Origin of the sequence: Ramlibacter sp. PS4R-6, assembly GCF_037572775.1 — a bacterium.
In the GTDB taxonomy this organism is placed as follows: domain Bacteria; phylum Pseudomonadota; class Gammaproteobacteria; order Burkholderiales; family Burkholderiaceae_C; genus Ramlibacter.
Window position 1 is genome coordinate 1,987,181 of record NZ_JBBHKA010000001.1, and the last position, 16,815, is coordinate 2,003,995.

Here is a 16,815-nt window from a genome sequence, read left to right on the forward strand (position 1 = left end):
GATTAATATACAGCTTCCATGACCGAATTGAACCCCGAGCAGTTGGCGGCCGTTCAGCACGGCGTAGCCGACGGCGACGCCCGCCCGCTGCTCGTCATTGCCGGGGCGGGTTCAGGCAAGACCAACACCCTCGCGCACCGGGTCGCCAACCTCGTCCGCCACGGCGCGGACCCGCAGCGCGTCATGCTGCTCACGTTCAGCCGCCGGGCCGCGCAGGAGATGGAGCGGCGCGTCGGCTCGGTGCTGCAGAAGGCGCTGGGCCTGAACCCCACGCAGCCTCTGCCCAACCTGCCGTGGTCGGGCACCTTCCACTCGATCGGCGCGCGCCTGCTGCGCGAGTACGCGCTGCGCATCGGCCTGGACGAATCGTTCACCATCCACGACCGCGGCGACGCCGAGGACCTGATGGGCATGGTGCGCCACGAGATCGGCCTGTCCGAGACGAAGAACCGCTTCCCGCTCAAGGGCACGTGCCTGGGCATCTACTCGCGCGTGCTCAACACCCGCGACCCGCTCGAGAAGGTGCTCGCCGACATCTACCCGTGGTGCGCGCAGTGGGAAGCGGAGCTCAAGAAGCTGTTCGGTGCCTACGTCGAGGCCAAGCAGCAGCAGAACGTGCTGGATTACGACGACCTGCTGTCCTTCTGGGCCGAGACGATGGCCGAGCCTGCGCTGGCGCAGGAGATCGGCGCACGCTTCGACCACGTGCTGGTCGACGAGTACCAGGACACCAACATGCTGCAGGCCGAGATCCTGCTGGCGATGAAGCCCACGGGGCAGGGCGTCACCGTCGTCGGCGACGACGCGCAGAGCATCTACTCCTTCCGCGGCGCCACCGTGCGCAACATCCTCGACTTCCCGCACCAGTTCGCGCAGCCCGCGCGCATCGTCACGCTGGAGCGCAACTACCGCAGCACGCAGCCGGTGCTGGAGGCGAGCAACGCCGTGATCGGCGCGGCGCGCGAGCGCCATGCCAAGAACCTGTGGACCGACAAGGCCTCCAGCCACCGCGCACAACTGCTGCTGGTGCCCGACGAGGCGCAGCAGGCGCGCTGGGTGGCCGATGAAGTGCTGCGCCACCGCGAATCCGGCACGAAATTGAAATCGCAGTCGGTGCTGTTCCGCACCAGCACGCACAGCGCCACGCTGGAGCTGGAGCTGGCCCGCCGCAACATCCCCTTCGTGAAATTCGGCGGCCTGAAATTCCTGGAGGCCGCGCACGTGAAGGACGTGCTGGCCATCCTGCGCTTCGCCGAGAACCCGCGCGGGCGCATGGCGGGCTTCCGCGTGCTGAACCTGATCCCGGGCATCGGGCAGGCCACGGCCACGCGCCTGCTTGACGCGATGGGCGATGCCGCCGACCCCATCGAGACGCTGCGCACCTTCGAAGCGCCGGCCGCCGCGCGCGAAGAGTGGGTGCAGTTCGCGCGCCTGTATGAACAGCTGCGCGAGCCCGGCCTGGCCTGGCCCGCCGACATGGAGCGCGCCAAGGACTGGTACCTGCCGCAGCTCGAACGCCTGCACGACGACGCGGTGGTGCGCAAGCTCGACGTCGACCAGCTCGCGCGCCTCGCCGCGGGCTATGCGAGCCGCGAGCGCTTCCTGACCGAGCTCACGCTCGACCCGCCGCAGTCCACCAGCGACCAGTCCGGCGTGCCGCACCTGGACGAGGACTACCTCATCCTCTCCACCATCCACAGCGCCAAGGGCATGGAATGGAAGTGCGTCTACGTGCTCAATTGCGTGGACGGCTGCATCCCCAGCGACATGGCCACGGGCACGACGGAAGAAATCGAGGAAGAGCGGCGCCTGCTCTATGTGGCGATGACGCGCGCCAAGGAACACCTGCAGCTCATCGTGCCGCACCGGTTCTATGTCACGCAGCAATCCGGCGACCGTCACATGTATGCGGCGCGCACGCGCTTCATCGCCGAGCCCATGCTCGACAAGTTCGAGCAAGTGACGTGGCCGCAGGTCGAGGCGCCAAGCGGCGCGGCAGCCCAACCACAGGCGCCGGTGCTGCAGGTGCGCGCCCGCGCGCGCGCCGCCTGGCGCTGAAACACATCCAACATTTTCCAACAGCGATGGCACAGCAGCGTGCCCGCGCGTTCCAATCGGCTCATCGATTTGTTGGGAGACATGCAATGCAAGAACGATTCACACGGAGCGTCTTCATGGCCCTGTGCGCATGCGCGTTGGCGGCCTGCGGCAACCTGCAGATGCCGGACATGCGCATGGGCGCCGCGCCCACGGCGGTCGTCGCCGCCACGCCGTTCACGCCGGTGGAGCGCGAGCTGGTCACGAAGATCGCCGCCAAGGGCATGTACGAGGTGGAGGTGTCGAAGCTCGCCGCCGACAAGGCCATGAGCCCGGCGATCCGCGACTTCGCCCGAGCCATGGTCACGCACCACACGCAGATGAACAACGAGGTCATCGCGCTGATGGCCGCGCGCGGCGTCGCGCCGCCTAGGGGGCTGGCCGCCGACAAAGCCACCAAGCTGCACCGCCTGGCGGCCTTGCCGCGCAGCGACGCCTTCGACAACGGCTACATCCGCGTCGTCGGCGTTGAAGACCACCGCAACGCCATCGCCATGCTGGAGAAGGCGCGCGGGCAGGTGAAGGACCGCGAACTGCGCGAGTTCGTCGACCGCTCGCTGGCCACCATGCGCATGCACCTGCAGATGGCGCAGGGCGCGCTGGCGTCCCTTTCGGGTTGACGGCGGCGACACGGCCCCGCCACACGCGCCTGCGACAATGCGATGTGGCTCTCAAGAACGCGACCAATTTCCGCGACCTCGCGGCCAACGTGAGCGCGCCGCTCAGGCGCGGCGTGCTGTACCGCTCGGACCACCTGGGCGCCCTCGACGCGGAAGACGCGCAGGCGATCCAGTCGCTGGGCGTGAAGCGCGTGCTCGACTTCCGCGGCGTGCACGAGCGCACGGCCGCCGCCTGCCGCCTGCCCGGGGTGCAGGTGCATTCGCTGGCCATCGAGCCGACCATCGTGCAGGTGCTGTCGGACCTGATGAACGCCGGCCACTCGCTCACCGAGTCCGACGTCGTCGCGCACATGCAGGACACCTACCGCGGCTTCGTGCGCACGAGCACCCACCGCTTCGCCGAGTTCTTCGCGCACCTGCTCGAATCGAGCGAGCCCACGGTGTTCCATTGCACCGCCGGCAAGGACCGCACGGGGTTCGCCGCGGTGCTGGTGCTGCGGGCGCTGGGTGCGCGCGACGACGAGGTGATGCGCGACTACCTGCTCACGAACGAGCTGCTCAAGCCCGAGCGCATCCGCGGCGACTGGGCCCTGCCCGAACATGCGGCGAAAGTGCTCTATGGCGTGCAGCCCGCGTTCCTCGAGGCGGCGCTCGCCGAGATCGACGCCCATTGGGGCGGCATGGACGGCTACCTGCGCGTGGGCCTGGGCCTGGGTGAAGGCGAAAGGCAACGTTTGCGCGACTTGTACCTGGCAGCGGGCTAGCGCGCCCAAGCAGGCATCCTGCGCGCTGTCCCAAGGGGTTCCTACCGCGCGCACCGTCCGGTTCCTACATCGATGAGCTTCGGCGGGGGCGCACGATTGCCCCATGTCGAAACCCCAAGCACCCAGCGACAAGAAGGTCGGGATCCTCAGCGAGGAGCAGCCCGACCTGGTCGCACCCAGCGGCGTGAACGAGCGCGACCACGGCGCCGCGGACGACAAGCCCATGGGCGGGGGCTCGGTGAACCTCGACGACGAAACCATGGAGCACCCGCGCGGGAAGACGACCGCCAACGGGGGCACCTGGGAGGCGGAGGGCGGCGACAGCGCACCGCTCGGACCGCCAGGCGCCGGCTTGTCCAACAACAACGGACCCAGCGACCGCTCCAACCGGGGCTGACCATGAAACCGAAACGGGAGGGCAACTTGGTCTACGCGCTGTTCTCTCTGGGTGTGCTCGCGGCGGCAGCCGCGGTGTATTCGGCCGCGATCGGCTACCTGTGGGTGCGGCAGGAACGCCTGCTGTTCGAACCGGTGCCGCTCGACCCGAACGAAAAACTCGTCGACGACGAGGACGTCCACGAACGCTGGATCGACGTGCCGGGCGCCCGGCTGTCGTGCGCGCAGCTGAAGCTGCCCAACCCGCGCGGCGTGATGTTCTTCCTGCACGGCAACTCGGGCAACCTGCGCGACTGCCTGGTGGACCTGGACGCCTTCCGCGAACTGAATTTCGACGTCGTGATGTTCGACTACCGCGGCTACGGCAAGAGCTCGGGCCGCATCGAAAGCGAACAGCAGCTGCGCCGCGACGTGCGCCACGTCTGGGACCACTACGGCCCGCAATACGAGGGCAAGCGCATCGTGATCGCCGGCCAGTCGCTGGGCACGGGCCTGGCCGCGGGCCTGGGCGCCGAGCTGTGCGCCGAAGGCCGCGAACCCGACCTGACGCTGCTCGTGTCGCCGTACAGCAGCATGCGCGCGCTGGCCGACGAACTCTATCCGTGGGTGCCCAAGGGCGTGCTGCGCTACCCGCTGCACACCGTGGAGCACGCGAGCCGCCTGAAGGGCCCGGTCATGCTGATCCACGGCGACCAGGACGACCTGATCGGCATCCACCACAGCCACGCGCTGAAGGGCGTGATGCCCGATGCGGCGCTGCACCTGCTCGAAGGCGCGGGCCACGGCGACGTGCACAAGCACCCCAGCTACCGCACGACGCTGGCCGGTGCGCTCGGCGCGCTCTGATCAGGCTTTCACGACGGGCTGGATGAAGCCCAGGGCCGCGCCGACGGGGTCGACGAGGATCCCGACGCGGCCCACCTCCGGGACCTCCAGGACCTTTTGCGCGAGCGTGCCGCCCAGCGGCGCCACGCGCGCGGCGATCGCGTCGGCGTTCTCCACCTTCACGTAAGGCACCCACTGCGCGGGGTCGCCGTCCTTCTCGGTCTTCATGATCCCGCCGCGCGCCTTGCCGGCGGCGTCCTGCAGGACGCGGTACATGCCGATGGGTCCCATGTCCCAGTCCATGTGCGTGTAGCCGAACACGCTCTCGTAGAAGGCCAGCGCCTTCTGCGGGTCCGGCGTGGCAAGTTCGTTCCAGTCGAAGTCGCCGCTGGCCACGTGTTCGGCGTCGGGGCGGTCGCCCTGCAGGCCCTTCCAGATCGACACACGCGCGCCCGTCGGGTCGAGCACCGTCGCACCGCGGCCGATGCCGGGATAGTCGACGGGCTCCATTGCGGGCTTCGCACCGGCGGCAAGGGCGGCGCGGTAGCGGTCGTCCACGTCGGCGACCGACAGCCACGAGCGCCAGTGGTGGGGCGTGCCCGCAACCACGCCGCCGATGAAGTCGGCGCCGTTGTGGATGACTTCGTAGCTGCCCGGCGCCATCGCCTTCACTTTCCAGCCGAGCAGTTCCTCGTAGAACTGCCGCGCTTTCGGGGCGTCGTTGGACACGTGCTCGAACCAGGCGAACTTGCCGAAGTGGTAGGCCATGGGCGGGTCCTTCACAAAGAGGCGTTGGCCGACAGCGTGCACACGGGTGCGCGGCCACACTGCGGCATCGCCATTGTCACAGGAGATGAGCATGAAGCCCAAGCAGGCCTCCACCGGCGGGCGCGACCTGAAGCCCAGCCAGCACGAGAACGACACCAAGCACAAGGTGACGCCCAGCCCCGAAGTGCAGATGGAAGACGCCGGCACGCCGGCCAGCGGCAACAGCGGCATGGGCGGGCGCGGCAACGCGGCCGAAGGCGCCATGAAACAGACGAGCAAGACCTCGGCGGAAGGCAGCGGCAAGCCCGAGCGCCGCTGAGTCCTACACGCGTTTGCTGCCCGAGCCGACAAACGCGGCACCCACGCGGCCTAGAGTCACCCCAGGGCAGTCGCGACTGCCCTTGCCACTTTCAAGACACACCGAACAAGGAGTTCTGATGAAGACCCAATACACCGCCGTCGCGCTGGCCATCGCCGCCGCCCTTTCGCTGAGCGCCTGCCACCGCAACGCCGATACGTCGTCCACGACGGGCACGAGCGGCACCGGCGCCACGTCCTCGAGCAGCACCACGCCGGCCACGACGACGACCGGCTCGGGCAGCACGACGCCCAGCACCAGCACGAGCAGCACCACCACCGACACGACGACCGGCAGCACCACGCCGGGCTCGTCCACGTCGTCGATGGGCGCCACGGGCACGACGAGCGGCAGCGCCACGCTGTCGACGACGACGCCCAGCACGAGCTCGAGCACATCGTCCACCACGCCGTCGACCGCACCGTCCACGACGCCGTCGAACAACCCGAACTCCGGCGCCACCGGCGCGACGGGCGCGACGGGCACGACGGGCAGTTCCACGACGAGCCGCTGATGGGCTTGCGTCAATGGACCCTGGTCCTGGCGGCGGCAGCGTCGCTGGGGCTGGCTGCGTGCCACCGCGTTGCCGACAAGTCCGCCACGGCATCACCGGATACGCCGGTGGGCACGAGCGGCGGCGGCAGCGGAACCAACGCCATGGGTGGCCCGGGAACGGGCCTCACGGGCGGGATGAATCCCGCGCCGGGGCAAGCGACTGGCGTGTCGGAAGGCTCGACGAACTCGACCCCGAAGAAATCGGTCGGCAACCGCTGATCAGGCGCCCGTGGCGACCGGCCGCGCCGGGTCGCTGCACCACTCGCTCCAGCTCCCCGCGTACAGCGCGGTGGGGCCGAAGCCTGCGAGTTCCATCGCAATGAGGTTGGGCAGCGCGCTCACGCCGCTGCCGCAGTGGTGCACCACGCTCGAAGGGTTGCGGCCCGCGAGCACCTTCTCGAAATCCGCGCGCAGTTGCTGCGCCGGTTTGAATTTCCCATCCGCGTCGACGTTCTCGGTGCCGGGCCGGTTCAGCGCGCCCGGGATGTGCCCCGCGACGGGATCGAAGGGCTCCGTCTCGCCGCGGTAACGCGGGCCGGAGCGCGCGTCGACGATCGTCTGGTCCTTCTTCGGCAGGTGCGCGAGCACGTCCTTTGTCGTCACCAGCTTGCGCAGTTCGGGCCCCAACTCGAAGTTGCTCTGGAAGTGCGAAGGCTCGACGCGGTCCGTCACTTCGCCGCCCGAGGCCTGCCAGGCCTTGAGCCCGCCATCGAGTACGGCCACCGCGTCGTGGCCCACCCACTTGAGCATCCACCACAGGCGCCCGCAGTAGTTGCTGTTGTTGCGGTCGTAGACGACGGCCTGCATGTCGTTGGCGAAGCCCACGCTCGACAGCCACATCGCGAACTTCTCGCGGCTGGGCAGCGGGTGGCGGCCGCCCGAGGCCGCGTCGGGATGCGGGTGGTGCGTGCCATCGGGCTCGACCACGCCCTTGTCGCTCAGTGCCGAATCCAGGTGCGCATACACGGCGCCCGGGATGTGCGCCTTGCGATAAGCCTCTTCGCCGGCGGCGGGGTTCGTGAGGTCGAAGCTGCAGTCGAACACCATGTGGCGCGCGCCGCTCGCGTGCAGTGACTTCAGCTCTTCCGCGGAGATCAGCGTCGTGTACATGACGCCAATTATCGGCCGGTCAGTGTTCTTCCGCAGGCGCATCCGGTGCGGCGCGGGCCCGCAGGATGGTCGCGCCGACGCCGCTGGCCACGATCAGCGCCATGCCGGCCCAGCCGATCGGCGGGATGCGGTCGCCGAACAGCGCAATGCTGTAGATCGCGCCGAAGACGATGCCGAAGTACTGCAGGCAGGCCACCACCAGCGTCGCGCCGCGGCTGTAGGCGCGCGTGATGCACAGCTGGCCCAGCGCGGCCAGCACGCCGATCGGCAGCAGCCACCACGCGTGATCCCATTCCCACGGCGAGAAGTCGCCGGCCAGCATGCCGATGCCACCGCCCACCGCCGAGCCGGCCCCGAAGTAGAAGACCGTGCGCGTGTCGGGCTCGCCCACCTTGCCCAGCGCCATCACCTGCATGTACGCGAAGGCGGCCGTGATGCCCGACAGCAATCCCATGATCGCGCCGAACACCTGGTTCTGCTCGATGGAAGGGCGCAGCATCATCACGACGCCCGCGAAGCCCGCGATCACCGCCACCGCCAGCATGCCCTGGCGCGCGGGCCAGGGCTCGCCGCTGCGCGGGTTCCACGCGATCAGCGCACCGCCGACGAGGAAGGCCGCGACCCACACGCTGCTCATGTAGTTGAGCGTCATCGCCGTGGCGATGGGCAGGGCCGCGATCGAATAGAACCACGCGCCCAGCGAGACCACGCCGATCAGGCTGCGCCAGCCGTGCATCAGGGGGTAGTGGGTGGCGAGCGGGATGCCCTGGTTGCGCGCGATGGCCCAGATGAAGGCCATGCCGATCAGGCCGCGCCAGAACACCAGCTCCGAAGCGGTGAACCATGCGGATGCGTACTTCACGCACACCGCCATGGTGGAGAAGAGGAACGACCCGGCGATCATCCAGAGCGCTTGCACGCCCTGGGCTACGCCATCTTCTTGCGGTACCACTCATGGAAGTGCTGCATGCCGTCTTCCATGGGGCTCTGGTAAGGGCCCATCTCGTCGTCGCCGCGCAGCATCAGCGCCTTGCGGCCGGCGTCCATGCGCTCGGCGATCTCGTCGTCCTCCACGCAGGTCTCCATGTACGCCGCGCGCTGGGACTCGACGAACTCGCGCTCGAACGCCGCGATCTCCTCGGGGTAGTAGAACTCCACCATGTTCAGCGTCTTGCCCGGCCCCAGGGGGTGGAGCGTGGAGACGGTGAGCACGTGCGGGTACCACTCCACCATGATGTGCGGGTAGTAGGTGAGCCAGATGGCGCCGTACTTCGGCGGCTCGCCGTTGCGGTAGTTCATCAGCGCCTTGTGCCAGCGCTTGTAGACGTCGCTGCCCGGCTTGCCCAGGCGGTTGGCCACGCCGACCGTCTGCACCGAGTAGTTTTCCTTGAACTCCCAGCGCAGGTCGTCGCACGCGACGAAGTTGCCCAGGCCCGGATGGAACGGGCCCACGTGGTAGTCCTCAAGGTAGACCTCGATGAAGGTCTTCCAGTTGTAGTTGCAGTAGTGCAGCTCCACGTGGTCCAGCACCATGCCGGTGAAGTCCAGCTCGGCCCGCGGGCCCATGTTCGCGAGCTGCCCCGCCACGTCGACGCCGTTCTTCTCGAACAGCATCCCGTTCCATTCCTGCAGCGGGTAGTTGTTGAGGTTCAAGCACGGGTCCTGCGCGAAATGCGGGGCGCCCAGCAGCCGGCCCGCGGGGGCGCCGGCGCCCGCGCTGTAGGTCCAGCGGTGCAAGGGGCACACGATGTTGCCTCCGCCCACGCGGTTGGACGCGACCGAGCCGCGCCCCTTGAGCATGACGGCCTGCCGGTGGCGGCACACGTTGGAGATGAGCTCCACGCCGTTGGGCGTGCGCAGCAACGCGCGCCCTTCGCCTTCCTGGGGCAGTGCGTAGTAGTCCCCGTGTTCGGGGACGGCCAGGGCATGGCCGACGTAGCGGGGCCCCCCCTGGAAGAGGACCTCCATCTCGCGCTTGAAGAGCGCCTCGTCGAAATAGCTGGAAACCGAAAGTTGGCTTGCGGCCTGCTGTAGCTGAAGACTTAAATCAGACATGAACCTGACCTAGAGACTCCCCCTATGAAGGGGCAGGGCTTGCGCTGGCGTTCCGAGGAGACGGGCGCGAACTGGGTGATGAACGGGGGGAAACCGGGTCTCCACGAGCCCGGAAAAAGGGAAGGCGATTGTACCCCCGGGGTCCACTTGGCGCCCCATCGGCGGAATTCCAGAGCCGTGTTGCAACTCGAAGCCTAAAATCGGGCGTTTTCCCCCGGCAACCGCATGTCCTCCACTCCCCAACAGCCCCCCGCCAGCTACGAAGCGGCCCTGGCCGAACTCGACCAGCTCGTGGGCCGCATCGAGTCGGGGCAATTGCCGCTGGAACAACTCCTGACCGGCTACCAGCGTGGCGCACAGCTCCTGCAGTACTGCCGTGACCAGCTGCAGGCCGTCGAGAACCAGGTGAAGGTGCTCGACGCCGGGGTGCTCAAGCCGTGGACGCAGGAGTGAACGCGCGAGTGCCGGCCCCCTTCGACCTGGGCGCGTGGAGCGGCGAGCGGCTCGCGCGCATCGAGCGGGCGCTGTCCGACTGGGTCGTGGCCGATGCGCCCGCCGGCCTGGGCGAAGCGATGCGTTACGCGGTGCTCGATGGCGGCAAGCGCCTGCGGCCCCTGCTCGTGCTGGCGGCGAGCGAAGCGGTCGGCGGCCATGACGAAGCCGCCTTGCGCGCGGGCTGCGCCGTCGAACTGATCCACGCCTACTCGCTGGTGCACGACGACATGCCTTGCATGGACGACGACGTGCTGCGCCGGGGCAAGCCCACGGTGCACGTGAAGTTCGGCCAGGCGCAGGCGCTGCTCGCCGGCGATGCGTTGCAGGCCCTCGCGTTCGAATTGCTGGTGCCCGAAGCCGGCGTGCCCGATCGCGTGCAGGCCGCGCTGTGCCGCCTGCTCGCACGCGCCGCCGGCCACTTCGGCATGGCGGGCGGGCAGGCCATCGACCTTGCGAGCGTCGGCCTCGCCCTCGACGAACACCAGCTGCGCGAGATGCACCGCCGCAAGACCGGCGCGCTGCTCGAAGGCAGCGTGATGATGGGCGCCGCTTGCGGCAGCCCGCCGCCCGAGGCGCTGCGCGCGCTGCAGGCCTACGGCGCCGCCATCGGCCTGGCCTTCCAGGTGGTGGACGACATCCTCGACGTCACGGCCGATTCCGCCACGCTCGGCAAGACGGCGGGCAAGGACGCCGACCAGAACAAGCCGACCTATGTGTCCGTGCTGGGGCTGGAGCGCTCGCGCGCCTATGCACGCGAGCTGCTCGAGGAAGCGCGCGCGGCGCTGGCCGCGAGTCGTCTTGCCGACACCCGCGCGCTCGAAGCCCTCGCCACCATGGTCGTCGCCCGCGACAATTGAGCCCTTGAACGCGATGTCCCTGCTCGAAACCATCCACGACCCCGCCGAGCTGCGCAAGCTGCCGCGCACGCAACTCAAGCCGCTGGCCGACGAGCTGCGCGAGTTCCTCCTGGACAGCGTGTCGAAGACCGGCGGGCACCTCAGCTCCAACCTCGGCACGGTGGAACTGTCCATCGCGCTGCACTACGTCTTCAACACGCCCTACGACCGCATCGTGTGGGACGTGGGCCACCAGACCTACCCGCACAAGATCCTCACGGGCCGGCGCGAGCGCATGCCCACGCTGCGCCAGCTGGGCGGGCTCGCGGGCTTCCCGGCGCGCGCCGAGAGCGAGTACGACGCGTTCGGCACCGCGCATTCGTCCACCAGCATCTCCGCGGCGCTCGGCATGGCGCTGGCGGCCCAGCGCAAGGGCGAGAACCGCAAGGCCATCGCCGTGATCGGCGACGGCGCGATGACCGCCGGCATGGCTTTCGAGGCGCTGAACAACGCCGGCGTGGCCGACGCCGACCTGCTCGTGATCCTGAACGACAACGACATGTCGATCAGCCCGCCGGTGGGCGCGCTCAACCGCTACCTTGCGCAATTGATGTCGGGCCAGTTCTACGCCGCGGGCAAGAACGTCGCCAAGACGGTGCTCAAGGCCGCGCCGCCGCTGTTCGAGCTGGCCAAGCGCTTCGAGGAACACGCCAAGGGCATGGTGGTGCCCGCCACGCTGTTCGAGAAGTTCGGCTTCAACTACATCGGTCCGATCGACGGCCACGACCTCGACTCGCTGGTGCCCACGCTCGAGAACATCAAGCACCTGAAGGGCCCACAGTTCCTGCACGTGGTGACGAAGAAGGGCCAGGGCTACAAGCTGGCCGAGGCCGACCCGGTGGCCTACCACGGCCCCGGCAAGTTCGACCCCAAGGTGGGCCTCACGCCCAGCGCCAGCGGCAAGCTCACGTTCACGCAGGTCTTCGGCCAGTGGCTGTGCGACATGGCGGCGAAGGATTCGCGCCTGGTCGGCATCACGCCGGCGATGCGCGAAGGCTCGGGCATGGTGGAGTTCGAAAAGCGCTTCCCGCAGCGCTACTACGACGTCGGCATCGCCGAACAGCACGCGGTGACGTTCGCCGCGGGCATGGCGTGCGAGGGCGTGAAGCCGGTGGTGGCGATCTATTCCACCTTCCTGCAGCGCGCCTACGACCAGTTGATCCACGACGTGGCGCTGCAGAACCTGCCGGTGGTGTTCGCGCTGGACCGCGCGGGCATCGTCGGCGCCGACGGCCCCACGCACAACGGCGCCTACGACATCCCTTACCTGCGCGCGATCCCCAACATGGCCGTCGCGTGCCCGTCCGACGAGAACGAGTGCCGCAAGCTGCTCACCACCGCGTTCGGCCGGGACCATCCCGTGGCCGTGCGTTACCCGCGCGGCGCAGGGCCGGGCGTGGCGGTGGAGCCCACGCTCGAGCCGCTGCCGTACGGCAAGGGCAACGTCCGCCGCGAAGGCCAGCGCATCGCGATCCTCGCGTTCGGCACCTTGCTGCATCCGGCGCTGGCCGCGGCGGAGCGCATCGGCGCGACGGTGGTGGACATGCGCTGGGCCAAGCCGGTGGACACCGCGTTGCTGCTGGACGTCGCCGCGCGCCACGAAGCGCTGGTGACGGTGGAAGAGGGCGCCGTGATGGGCGGCGCGGGCAGCGCGGTCATCGAAGCGCTGCATGCGGCGGGCGTGCTCAAGCCCGTGCTGCAACTGGGCCTGCGCGACGAATTCATCCCGCACGGCGACCCGGCGCGCCTGCTAGCGCTGCAAGGACTCGATGCCGCCGGCATCGAAGCATCCATCCGCGAACGCTATGGCGACCTCGCGGGACGTGCACCAACATTGAAAGTTGTCGGCTAAGCCGCAGCCTTTCGTTTCCTGAAAATTTGCTGACGAGGCGACTCACGCGAAAGTTTCGCAAGGGAAAACCCCTGAGAACCTAAGTGGGCGCGTTCCTAGAATGCTGGCAGGTTGCTTGCGCCGCAGGCAGTTCAAGTCCGCATCACTTCCCTACAGGAGCGCCTTCATGGATCGTCGATCACTCATCAAGAACGCAGGCATCGCGGGCATCCTGGCCGCCGGCGTGGCACCTGCCGTGCACGCGCAGGCCGCCATTCGCTGGCGCCTGGCCTCCAGTTTCCCGAAGTCGCTGGACACGATCTTCAAGGCCGCGGAAGTCTTCGCGGACTCCGTCAAGAAGATGTCGGGCGGCAAGTTCGAGATCTCGGTGCACGCCGCCGGTGAACTGATGCCTCCCTTCGGCGTGGTCGACGGCGTGCAGCAGGGCTCCGTCGAGTGCGCGCACACGGCGCCCTATTACTTCTTCGGCAAGGACCCGTGCTTCGCGCTGGGCTGCGCCATCCCCTTCGGCCTGAACAGCCGCCAGATGACCGCGTGGATGTACGAGGGCAACGGCCTGAAGCTGATGCGCGAGTTCTACGCCAAGTACAGCATCGTCAACTTCCCGGCCGGCAACACGGGCGCGCAGATGGGCGGCTGGTTCCGCAAGGAGATCAAGTCGGTCAAGGACGTGAAGGGCCTGAAGTTCCGCATCGGCGGCTTCGGCGGCAAGGTGTTCGAGCGCATCGGCGGCGTGCCCCAGAGCATCCCGGGCGGCGAAATCTACCCGGCGCTGGAAAAGGGCACGATCGACGCGGCCGAGTGGGTGGGCCCGTACGACGACCAGAAGCTCGGCTTCAACAAGGTCGCGCCGTTCTACTACTACCCCGGCTGGTGGGAAGGCGGCCCGCAGCTGGACGTCTTCGTGAACCAGAAGGCGTACGACGGCCTCTCGCCCGAGAACAAGGCCATCGTCGAGGCCGCCGCCTCGCATGCGCACATCTTCATGCAGGCTCGCTACGACGCGGTGAACCCCGTGGCGCTGAAGCAGCTGGTGGGCGCCGGCACGAAGCTGCGTCCCTTCCCGGCCGACATGATGTCCGAGTCCTTCAAGGCCGCGATGGGCCTGTACGAAGAGCTCAACAGCACCAACGAGAACTGGAAGAAGATCTACGCCGACTTCAACAAGTTCCGCGCCGACCAGAACCTCTGGTTCCGCTTCACCGAGATGGGCTTCGACCGCTTCATGCAAAGCCAGAAGCTGTAAACCTCTCGCGCTACGAGAAAAGGCCGCCTCCGGGCGGCCTTTCTTTTTGCTGACGCAACAGGGCCCTTCGTCAGTGCGCTGAAAGCGATCGTGTGATCGGCCATCCGATCATGCCCGCGCTTTCACAACCATTACGACGAAGGAGATACCCATGGATCGCCGTTCCCTCATCAAGCACGCGGGCATTGCCGGCGTGCTGGCCGCCGGTGTCGCGCCGGCCGTGCACGCGCAAGCCGCCGTGCGCTGGCGCCTCGCCTCCAGCTTCCCGAAGTCGCTCGACACCATCTACGGCGCCGCCGAAGTGTTCGCGCAGAAGGTCAAGCAGCTGTCGTCGGGCCGGTTCGACATCTCCGTGCATGCCGCCGGCGAACTCGCGCCCGCGTTCGGCGTGGTCGACGCCGTGCAGCAGGGCTCGCTGGAAGCCGCTCACACCGCGCCGTATTACTTCTTCGGCAAGGACGAGACCTTCGCCATCGGCGGCGCGATCCCTTTCGGCCTGAACAGCCGCCAGATGAGCGCGTGGACGTTCGAGGGCAACGGCCTGAAGCTGATGCGCGAGTTCTACGCCAAGTACAACATCGTTAACTTCGCGTGCGGCAACACCGGCGCGCAGATGGGCGGCTGGTACCGCAAGGAAATCAAGTCCGTGAAGGACATCAAGGGCATGAAGATGCGCATCGGCGGCTTCGCCGGCCGCATCCTCGAGCGCATGGGCGGCGTGCCCCAGAACATCCCCGGCGGCGACATCTACCCCGCGCTGGAGAAGGGCACCATCGACGCGGCCGAGTGGATCGGCCCCTACGACGACCAGAAGCTCGGCCTGAACAAGGTGGCGCCGTTCTACTACTACCCGGGCTGGTGGGAAGGCGGCCTGCAGCTGGACCTGTACGTCAACCAGAAGGCGTACGACGCGCTGTCGGCCGAGAACAAGGCCATCGTCGAGGCGGCCACGGCCTTCGCGCACGTGGAGACGCAGGCCAAGTACGACGTGAAGAACCCCACCGCGCTGAAGCAGCTGGTGGCCAACGGCGCGAAGCTGCGACCCTTCCCGGCCGACGTGATGGCCGAGGCGTACAAGCAGTCCAACATCGTGTACGAGGAACTCAACGCGAAGAACGAGAATTGGAAGAAGGTCTACGCCGAGTTCTCGAAGTTCCGCGCCGACCAGAACCTGTGGTTCCGCTTCACCGAAGCCACCTTCGACCGCTTCATGCAGTCGCAGAAACTGTAAACCCCAAAGAGAGCAGGACCCCATGGACCGCAGATCCCTCATCAAGCACGCCGGCATCGCCGGTGTCCTCGCGGCCGGCGTTGCGCCGGCCGTGCATGCCCAGGCCGCCATCCGCTGGCGCCTGGCCTCCAGCTTCCCGAAGTCGCTCGACACGCTGTTCGGCGGCGCCGTCGTCTTCGCCGAGAACGTGAAGAAGCTCTCGGGCGGCAGGTTCGAGATCTCCACGCACGCCGCCGGCGAGCTGATGCCCGCCTTCGGCGTCGTCGACGGCGTGCAGCAGGGCTCGATCGAATGCGCGCAGACCGCGCCGTACTACTTCTTCGGCAAGAACGAAGCCTTCGCGCTGGGCACCGCGGTGCCTTTCGCGCTGAACAGCCGCCAGATGACGGCGTGGATGTTCGAGGGCAACGGCCTGAAGCTGATGCGCGAGTTCTACGCCGGCTACAACATGATCAACTTCCCCGGCGGCAACACCGGCGCGCAGATGGGCGGCTGGTTCCGCAAAGAGATCAAGGGCCTGAAGGACATGAAGGGCCTGAAGTTCCGCATCGCGGGTTTCGCCGGCAAGATCTTCGAGCGCATGGGCGTGGTGCCGCAGAACCTCCCCGGCGGCGACATCTACCCGGCGCTGGAGAAGGGCACGATCGACGCCGCCGAGTGGGTGGGCCCCTACGACGACCAGAAGCTGGGCTTGGTGAAGGTGGCGCCGTACTACTACTACCCCGGTTTCTGGGAAGGCTCGGCGCAGCTGGAGTTCTTCATCAACCAGAAGGCGTTCGACGCGCTCTCCGCCGAGAACAAGGCGATCCTGGAAGCGGCGGCCGCCATGGCGCACATCGACATCCAGGCCAAGTACGACGCGCGCAATCCCGTGGCGCTCAAGCAACTGGTGGCGGGCGGCGCCAAGCTGCGGGCTTTCCCGAACGACATGATGAACGAGGCCTTCAAGATCTCGCAGGGCATCTACGACGAAACGTCTCAGAAGAACCCGGCCTTCGCGAAAATCTACGCCGACATGGCGAAGTTTCGCGCCGACGCCAACCTGTGGTTCCGTTTCACGGAAATGAGCTTCGACCGGTTCATGCAGTCGCAGAAGCTGTAACGCCGCGCCGTTCGCTGCGCTGCAAGATTGCGCTGCCCCCGGGGCCTCCCTGACAATCCCCGTTGTCCGGAAGTCCCCGCGGAGCAGTTGCAGTAGATGCTGGATTGGTTCAAGGCATTTTTTCGAGCCAAAGGCACGGCCGAAGCCGAAGAAGAGGCACGCGCCCGCGCCGCCCGGCGTGCCAGGCGGCACGCGCGCAAGGACTTCAACGCCCGCACCGAACCCATGCCCCTGATGCCGGTCGTCGTCGACGAAGGCAATTCGCAGGAGGCGTGGAGCGCCTGGGAAGACTCCATGAACAGCCAGCTGGACAGCCTGCACCCGTCGCAGACCGTCTACGAGCGCGATTCCGAAAGCCGCTACACGCGCCCCGGCCCGCTGCCCGAAGAGGAGCGCGACATCTTCGGCAACGTGCAGAAGAACCGCGACATCTAGCCGCGCTCGG

19 protein-coding genes are annotated in these 16,815 nt (G+C 67.8%); 14 read left to right on the top strand and 5 right to left on the bottom strand.

From position 1 onward, the window contains the following. Positions 1 to 18: 18 nt before the first annotated feature. The 5 genes from WG903_RS09760 (at position 19) to WG903_RS09780 (ending at position 4,723) form a co-directional block, all read left to right on the top strand. Positions 19 to 2,058: an ATP-dependent helicase gene (locus WG903_RS09760; protein ID WP_340074734.1), complete on the top strand. Its 2,040-nt coding sequence runs from the start codon at positions 19 to 21 to the stop codon at positions 2,056 to 2,058. A 116-nt stretch (positions 2,059 to 2,174) separates the two neighbouring features. Beyond that, positions 2,175 to 2,717, top strand: a complete 543-nt coding sequence (locus tag WG903_RS09765; RefSeq protein WP_340074736.1) for a DUF4142 domain-containing protein — start codon at positions 2,175 to 2,177, stop codon at positions 2,715 to 2,717. A gap of 44 nt (positions 2,718 to 2,761) precedes the next feature. Beyond that, complete coding sequence (locus WG903_RS09770) at positions 2,762 to 3,481, top strand: tyrosine-protein phosphatase (protein WP_340074738.1); 720 nt, start codon at positions 2,762 to 2,764, stop codon at positions 3,479 to 3,481. A gap of 103 nt (positions 3,482 to 3,584) precedes the next feature. Beyond that, a complete protein-coding gene (locus WG903_RS09775; protein WP_340074740.1) occupies positions 3,585 to 3,878 on the top strand; it encodes a serine/threonine protein kinase in 294 nt (97 codons plus the stop codon). Positions 3,879 to 3,880: 2 nt separating this feature from the next. Beyond that, positions 3,881 to 4,723: an alpha/beta hydrolase gene (locus tag WG903_RS09780; RefSeq protein WP_340074742.1), complete on the top strand. Its 843-nt coding sequence runs from the start codon at positions 3,881 to 3,883 to the stop codon at positions 4,721 to 4,723. Here WG903_RS09780 and WG903_RS09785 read toward each other — a convergent pair whose 3' ends face one another. Beyond that, positions 4,724 to 5,470, bottom strand: a complete 747-nt coding sequence (locus tag WG903_RS09785) for a VOC family protein (RefSeq protein WP_340074744.1) — start codon at positions 5,468 to 5,470, stop codon at positions 4,724 to 4,726. Between the two features lie 91 nt (positions 5,471 to 5,561). On the opposite strand from WG903_RS09785, the gene WG903_RS09790 reads away from it, so the two are divergent. Beyond that, a complete protein-coding gene (locus tag WG903_RS09790; RefSeq protein ID WP_340074746.1) occupies positions 5,562 to 5,789 on the top strand; it encodes a hypothetical protein in 228 nt (75 codons plus the stop codon). A 3-nt stretch (positions 5,790 to 5,792) separates the two neighbouring features. On the opposite strand, the gene WG903_RS09795 is transcribed toward WG903_RS09790, so the two are convergent. Continuing rightward, a complete protein-coding gene (locus WG903_RS09795) occupies positions 5,793 to 6,356 on the bottom strand; it encodes a hypothetical protein (RefSeq protein ID WP_340074748.1) in 564 nt (187 codons plus the stop codon). On the opposite strand from WG903_RS09795, the gene WG903_RS09800 reads away from it, so the two are divergent. Continuing rightward, entirely contained in the window at positions 6,342 to 6,602 is a 261-nt protein-coding gene (locus tag WG903_RS09800) for a hypothetical protein (RefSeq protein ID WP_340074750.1), read from the top strand. The genes WG903_RS09795 and WG903_RS09800 overlap by 15 nt on opposite strands. On the opposite strand, the gene WG903_RS09805 is transcribed toward WG903_RS09800, so the two are convergent. From WG903_RS09805 to WG903_RS09815, 3 genes are read right to left on the bottom strand one after another with little or no spacing between them, the layout of a single operon-like run. Continuing rightward, positions 6,603 to 7,493, bottom strand: coding sequence for a sulfurtransferase (locus tag WG903_RS09805; protein ID WP_340074752.1), 891 nt, complete (start codon positions 7,491 to 7,493; stop codon positions 6,603 to 6,605). Positions 7,494 to 7,512: 19 nt separating this feature from the next. Next, a complete protein-coding gene (locus WG903_RS09810) occupies positions 7,513 to 8,412 on the bottom strand; it encodes a DMT family transporter (protein ID WP_340074754.1) in 900 nt (299 codons plus the stop codon). 8 nt (positions 8,413 to 8,420) lie between these two features. Further along, entirely contained in the window at positions 8,421 to 9,548 is a 1,128-nt protein-coding gene (locus WG903_RS09815) for an aromatic ring-hydroxylating oxygenase subunit alpha (RefSeq protein WP_340074756.1), read from the bottom strand. A gap of 225 nt (positions 9,549 to 9,773) precedes the next feature. On the opposite strand from WG903_RS09815, the gene WG903_RS09820 reads away from it, so the two are divergent. The 7 genes from WG903_RS09820 (at position 9,774) to WG903_RS09850 (ending at position 16,805) form a co-directional block, all read left to right on the top strand. Further along, positions 9,774 to 10,001 (top strand): exodeoxyribonuclease VII small subunit, encoded by a 228-nt coding sequence (locus tag WG903_RS09820; RefSeq protein WP_340074758.1) that lies wholly within the window; start codon positions 9,774 to 9,776, stop codon positions 9,999 to 10,001. Positions 10,002 to 10,009: 8 nt separating this feature from the next. Continuing rightward, the gene (locus WG903_RS09825; RefSeq protein WP_340074760.1) at positions 10,010 to 10,900 is read left to right on the top strand and encodes a polyprenyl synthetase family protein; all 891 of its coding nucleotides are present in this window, start codon (positions 10,010 to 10,012) and stop codon (positions 10,898 to 10,900) included. 13 nt (positions 10,901 to 10,913) lie between these two features. Next, the gene (dxs, locus tag WG903_RS09830) at positions 10,914 to 12,791 is read left to right on the top strand and encodes a 1-deoxy-D-xylulose-5-phosphate synthase (protein WP_340078221.1); all 1,878 of its coding nucleotides are present in this window, start codon (positions 10,914 to 10,916) and stop codon (positions 12,789 to 12,791) included. A 166-nt stretch (positions 12,792 to 12,957) separates the two neighbouring features. Next, entirely contained in the window at positions 12,958 to 14,037 is a 1,080-nt protein-coding gene (locus WG903_RS09835; protein ID WP_340074762.1) for a TRAP transporter substrate-binding protein, read from the top strand. 151 nt (positions 14,038 to 14,188) lie between these two features. Continuing rightward, a complete protein-coding gene (locus WG903_RS09840; protein WP_340074764.1) occupies positions 14,189 to 15,268 on the top strand; it encodes a TRAP transporter substrate-binding protein in 1,080 nt (359 codons plus the stop codon). A 22-nt stretch (positions 15,269 to 15,290) separates the two neighbouring features. Further along, positions 15,291 to 16,370: a TRAP transporter substrate-binding protein gene (locus tag WG903_RS09845; protein WP_340074766.1), complete on the top strand. Its 1,080-nt coding sequence runs from the start codon at positions 15,291 to 15,293 to the stop codon at positions 16,368 to 16,370. A 96-nt stretch (positions 16,371 to 16,466) separates the two neighbouring features. Then, positions 16,467 to 16,805 (top strand): hypothetical protein, encoded by a 339-nt coding sequence (locus WG903_RS09850; protein ID WP_340074768.1) that lies wholly within the window; start codon positions 16,467 to 16,469, stop codon positions 16,803 to 16,805. The last annotated feature ends 10 nt before the right edge of the window (positions 16,806 to 16,815 follow it).

Excerpts from the sequence above, each read along its gene's own strand:
- WG903_RS09800 (WP_340074750.1), top strand. The coding sequence starts at position 6,342 with ATGGGCTTGCGTCAATGGACCCTGGTCCTGGCGGCGGCAGCGTCGCTG.
- WG903_RS09760 (WP_340074734.1), top strand. The coding sequence starts at position 19 with ATGACCGAATTGAACCCCGAGCAGTTGGCGGCCGTTCAGCACGGCGTA.
- WG903_RS09780 (WP_340074742.1), top strand. The coding sequence starts at position 3,881 with ATGAAACCGAAACGGGAGGGCAACTTGGTCTACGCGCTGTTCTCTCTG.
- WG903_RS09765 (WP_340074736.1), top strand. The coding sequence starts at position 2,175 with ATGGCCCTGTGCGCATGCGCGTTGGCGGCCTGCGGCAACCTGCAGATG.
- WG903_RS09815 (WP_340074756.1), bottom strand. The coding sequence starts at position 9,548 with ATGTCTGATTTAAGTCTTCAGCTACAGCAGGCCGCAAGCCAACTTTCG.
- WG903_RS09835 (WP_340074762.1), top strand. The coding sequence starts at position 12,958 with ATGGATCGTCGATCACTCATCAAGAACGCAGGCATCGCGGGCATCCTG.
- WG903_RS09790 (WP_340074746.1), top strand. The coding sequence starts at position 5,562 with ATGAAGCCCAAGCAGGCCTCCACCGGCGGGCGCGACCTGAAGCCCAGC.
- WG903_RS09850 (WP_340074768.1), top strand. The coding sequence starts at position 16,467 with ATGCTGGATTGGTTCAAGGCATTTTTTCGAGCCAAAGGCACGGCCGAA.
- WG903_RS09785 (WP_340074744.1), bottom strand. The coding sequence starts at position 5,470 with ATGGCCTACCACTTCGGCAAGTTCGCCTGGTTCGAGCACGTGTCCAAC.
- WG903_RS09775 (WP_340074740.1), top strand. The coding sequence starts at position 3,585 with ATGTCGAAACCCCAAGCACCCAGCGACAAGAAGGTCGGGATCCTCAGC.
- WG903_RS09845 (WP_340074766.1), top strand. The coding sequence starts at position 15,291 with ATGGACCGCAGATCCCTCATCAAGCACGCCGGCATCGCCGGTGTCCTC.
- WG903_RS09820 (WP_340074758.1), top strand. The coding sequence starts at position 9,774 with ATGTCCTCCACTCCCCAACAGCCCCCCGCCAGCTACGAAGCGGCCCTG.
- WG903_RS09840 (WP_340074764.1), top strand. The coding sequence starts at position 14,189 with ATGGATCGCCGTTCCCTCATCAAGCACGCGGGCATTGCCGGCGTGCTG.
- dxs (WP_340078221.1), top strand. The coding sequence starts at position 10,914 with ATGTCCCTGCTCGAAACCATCCACGACCCCGCCGAGCTGCGCAAGCTG.
- WG903_RS09805 (WP_340074752.1), bottom strand. The coding sequence starts at position 7,493 with ATGTACACGACGCTGATCTCCGCGGAAGAGCTGAAGTCACTGCACGCG.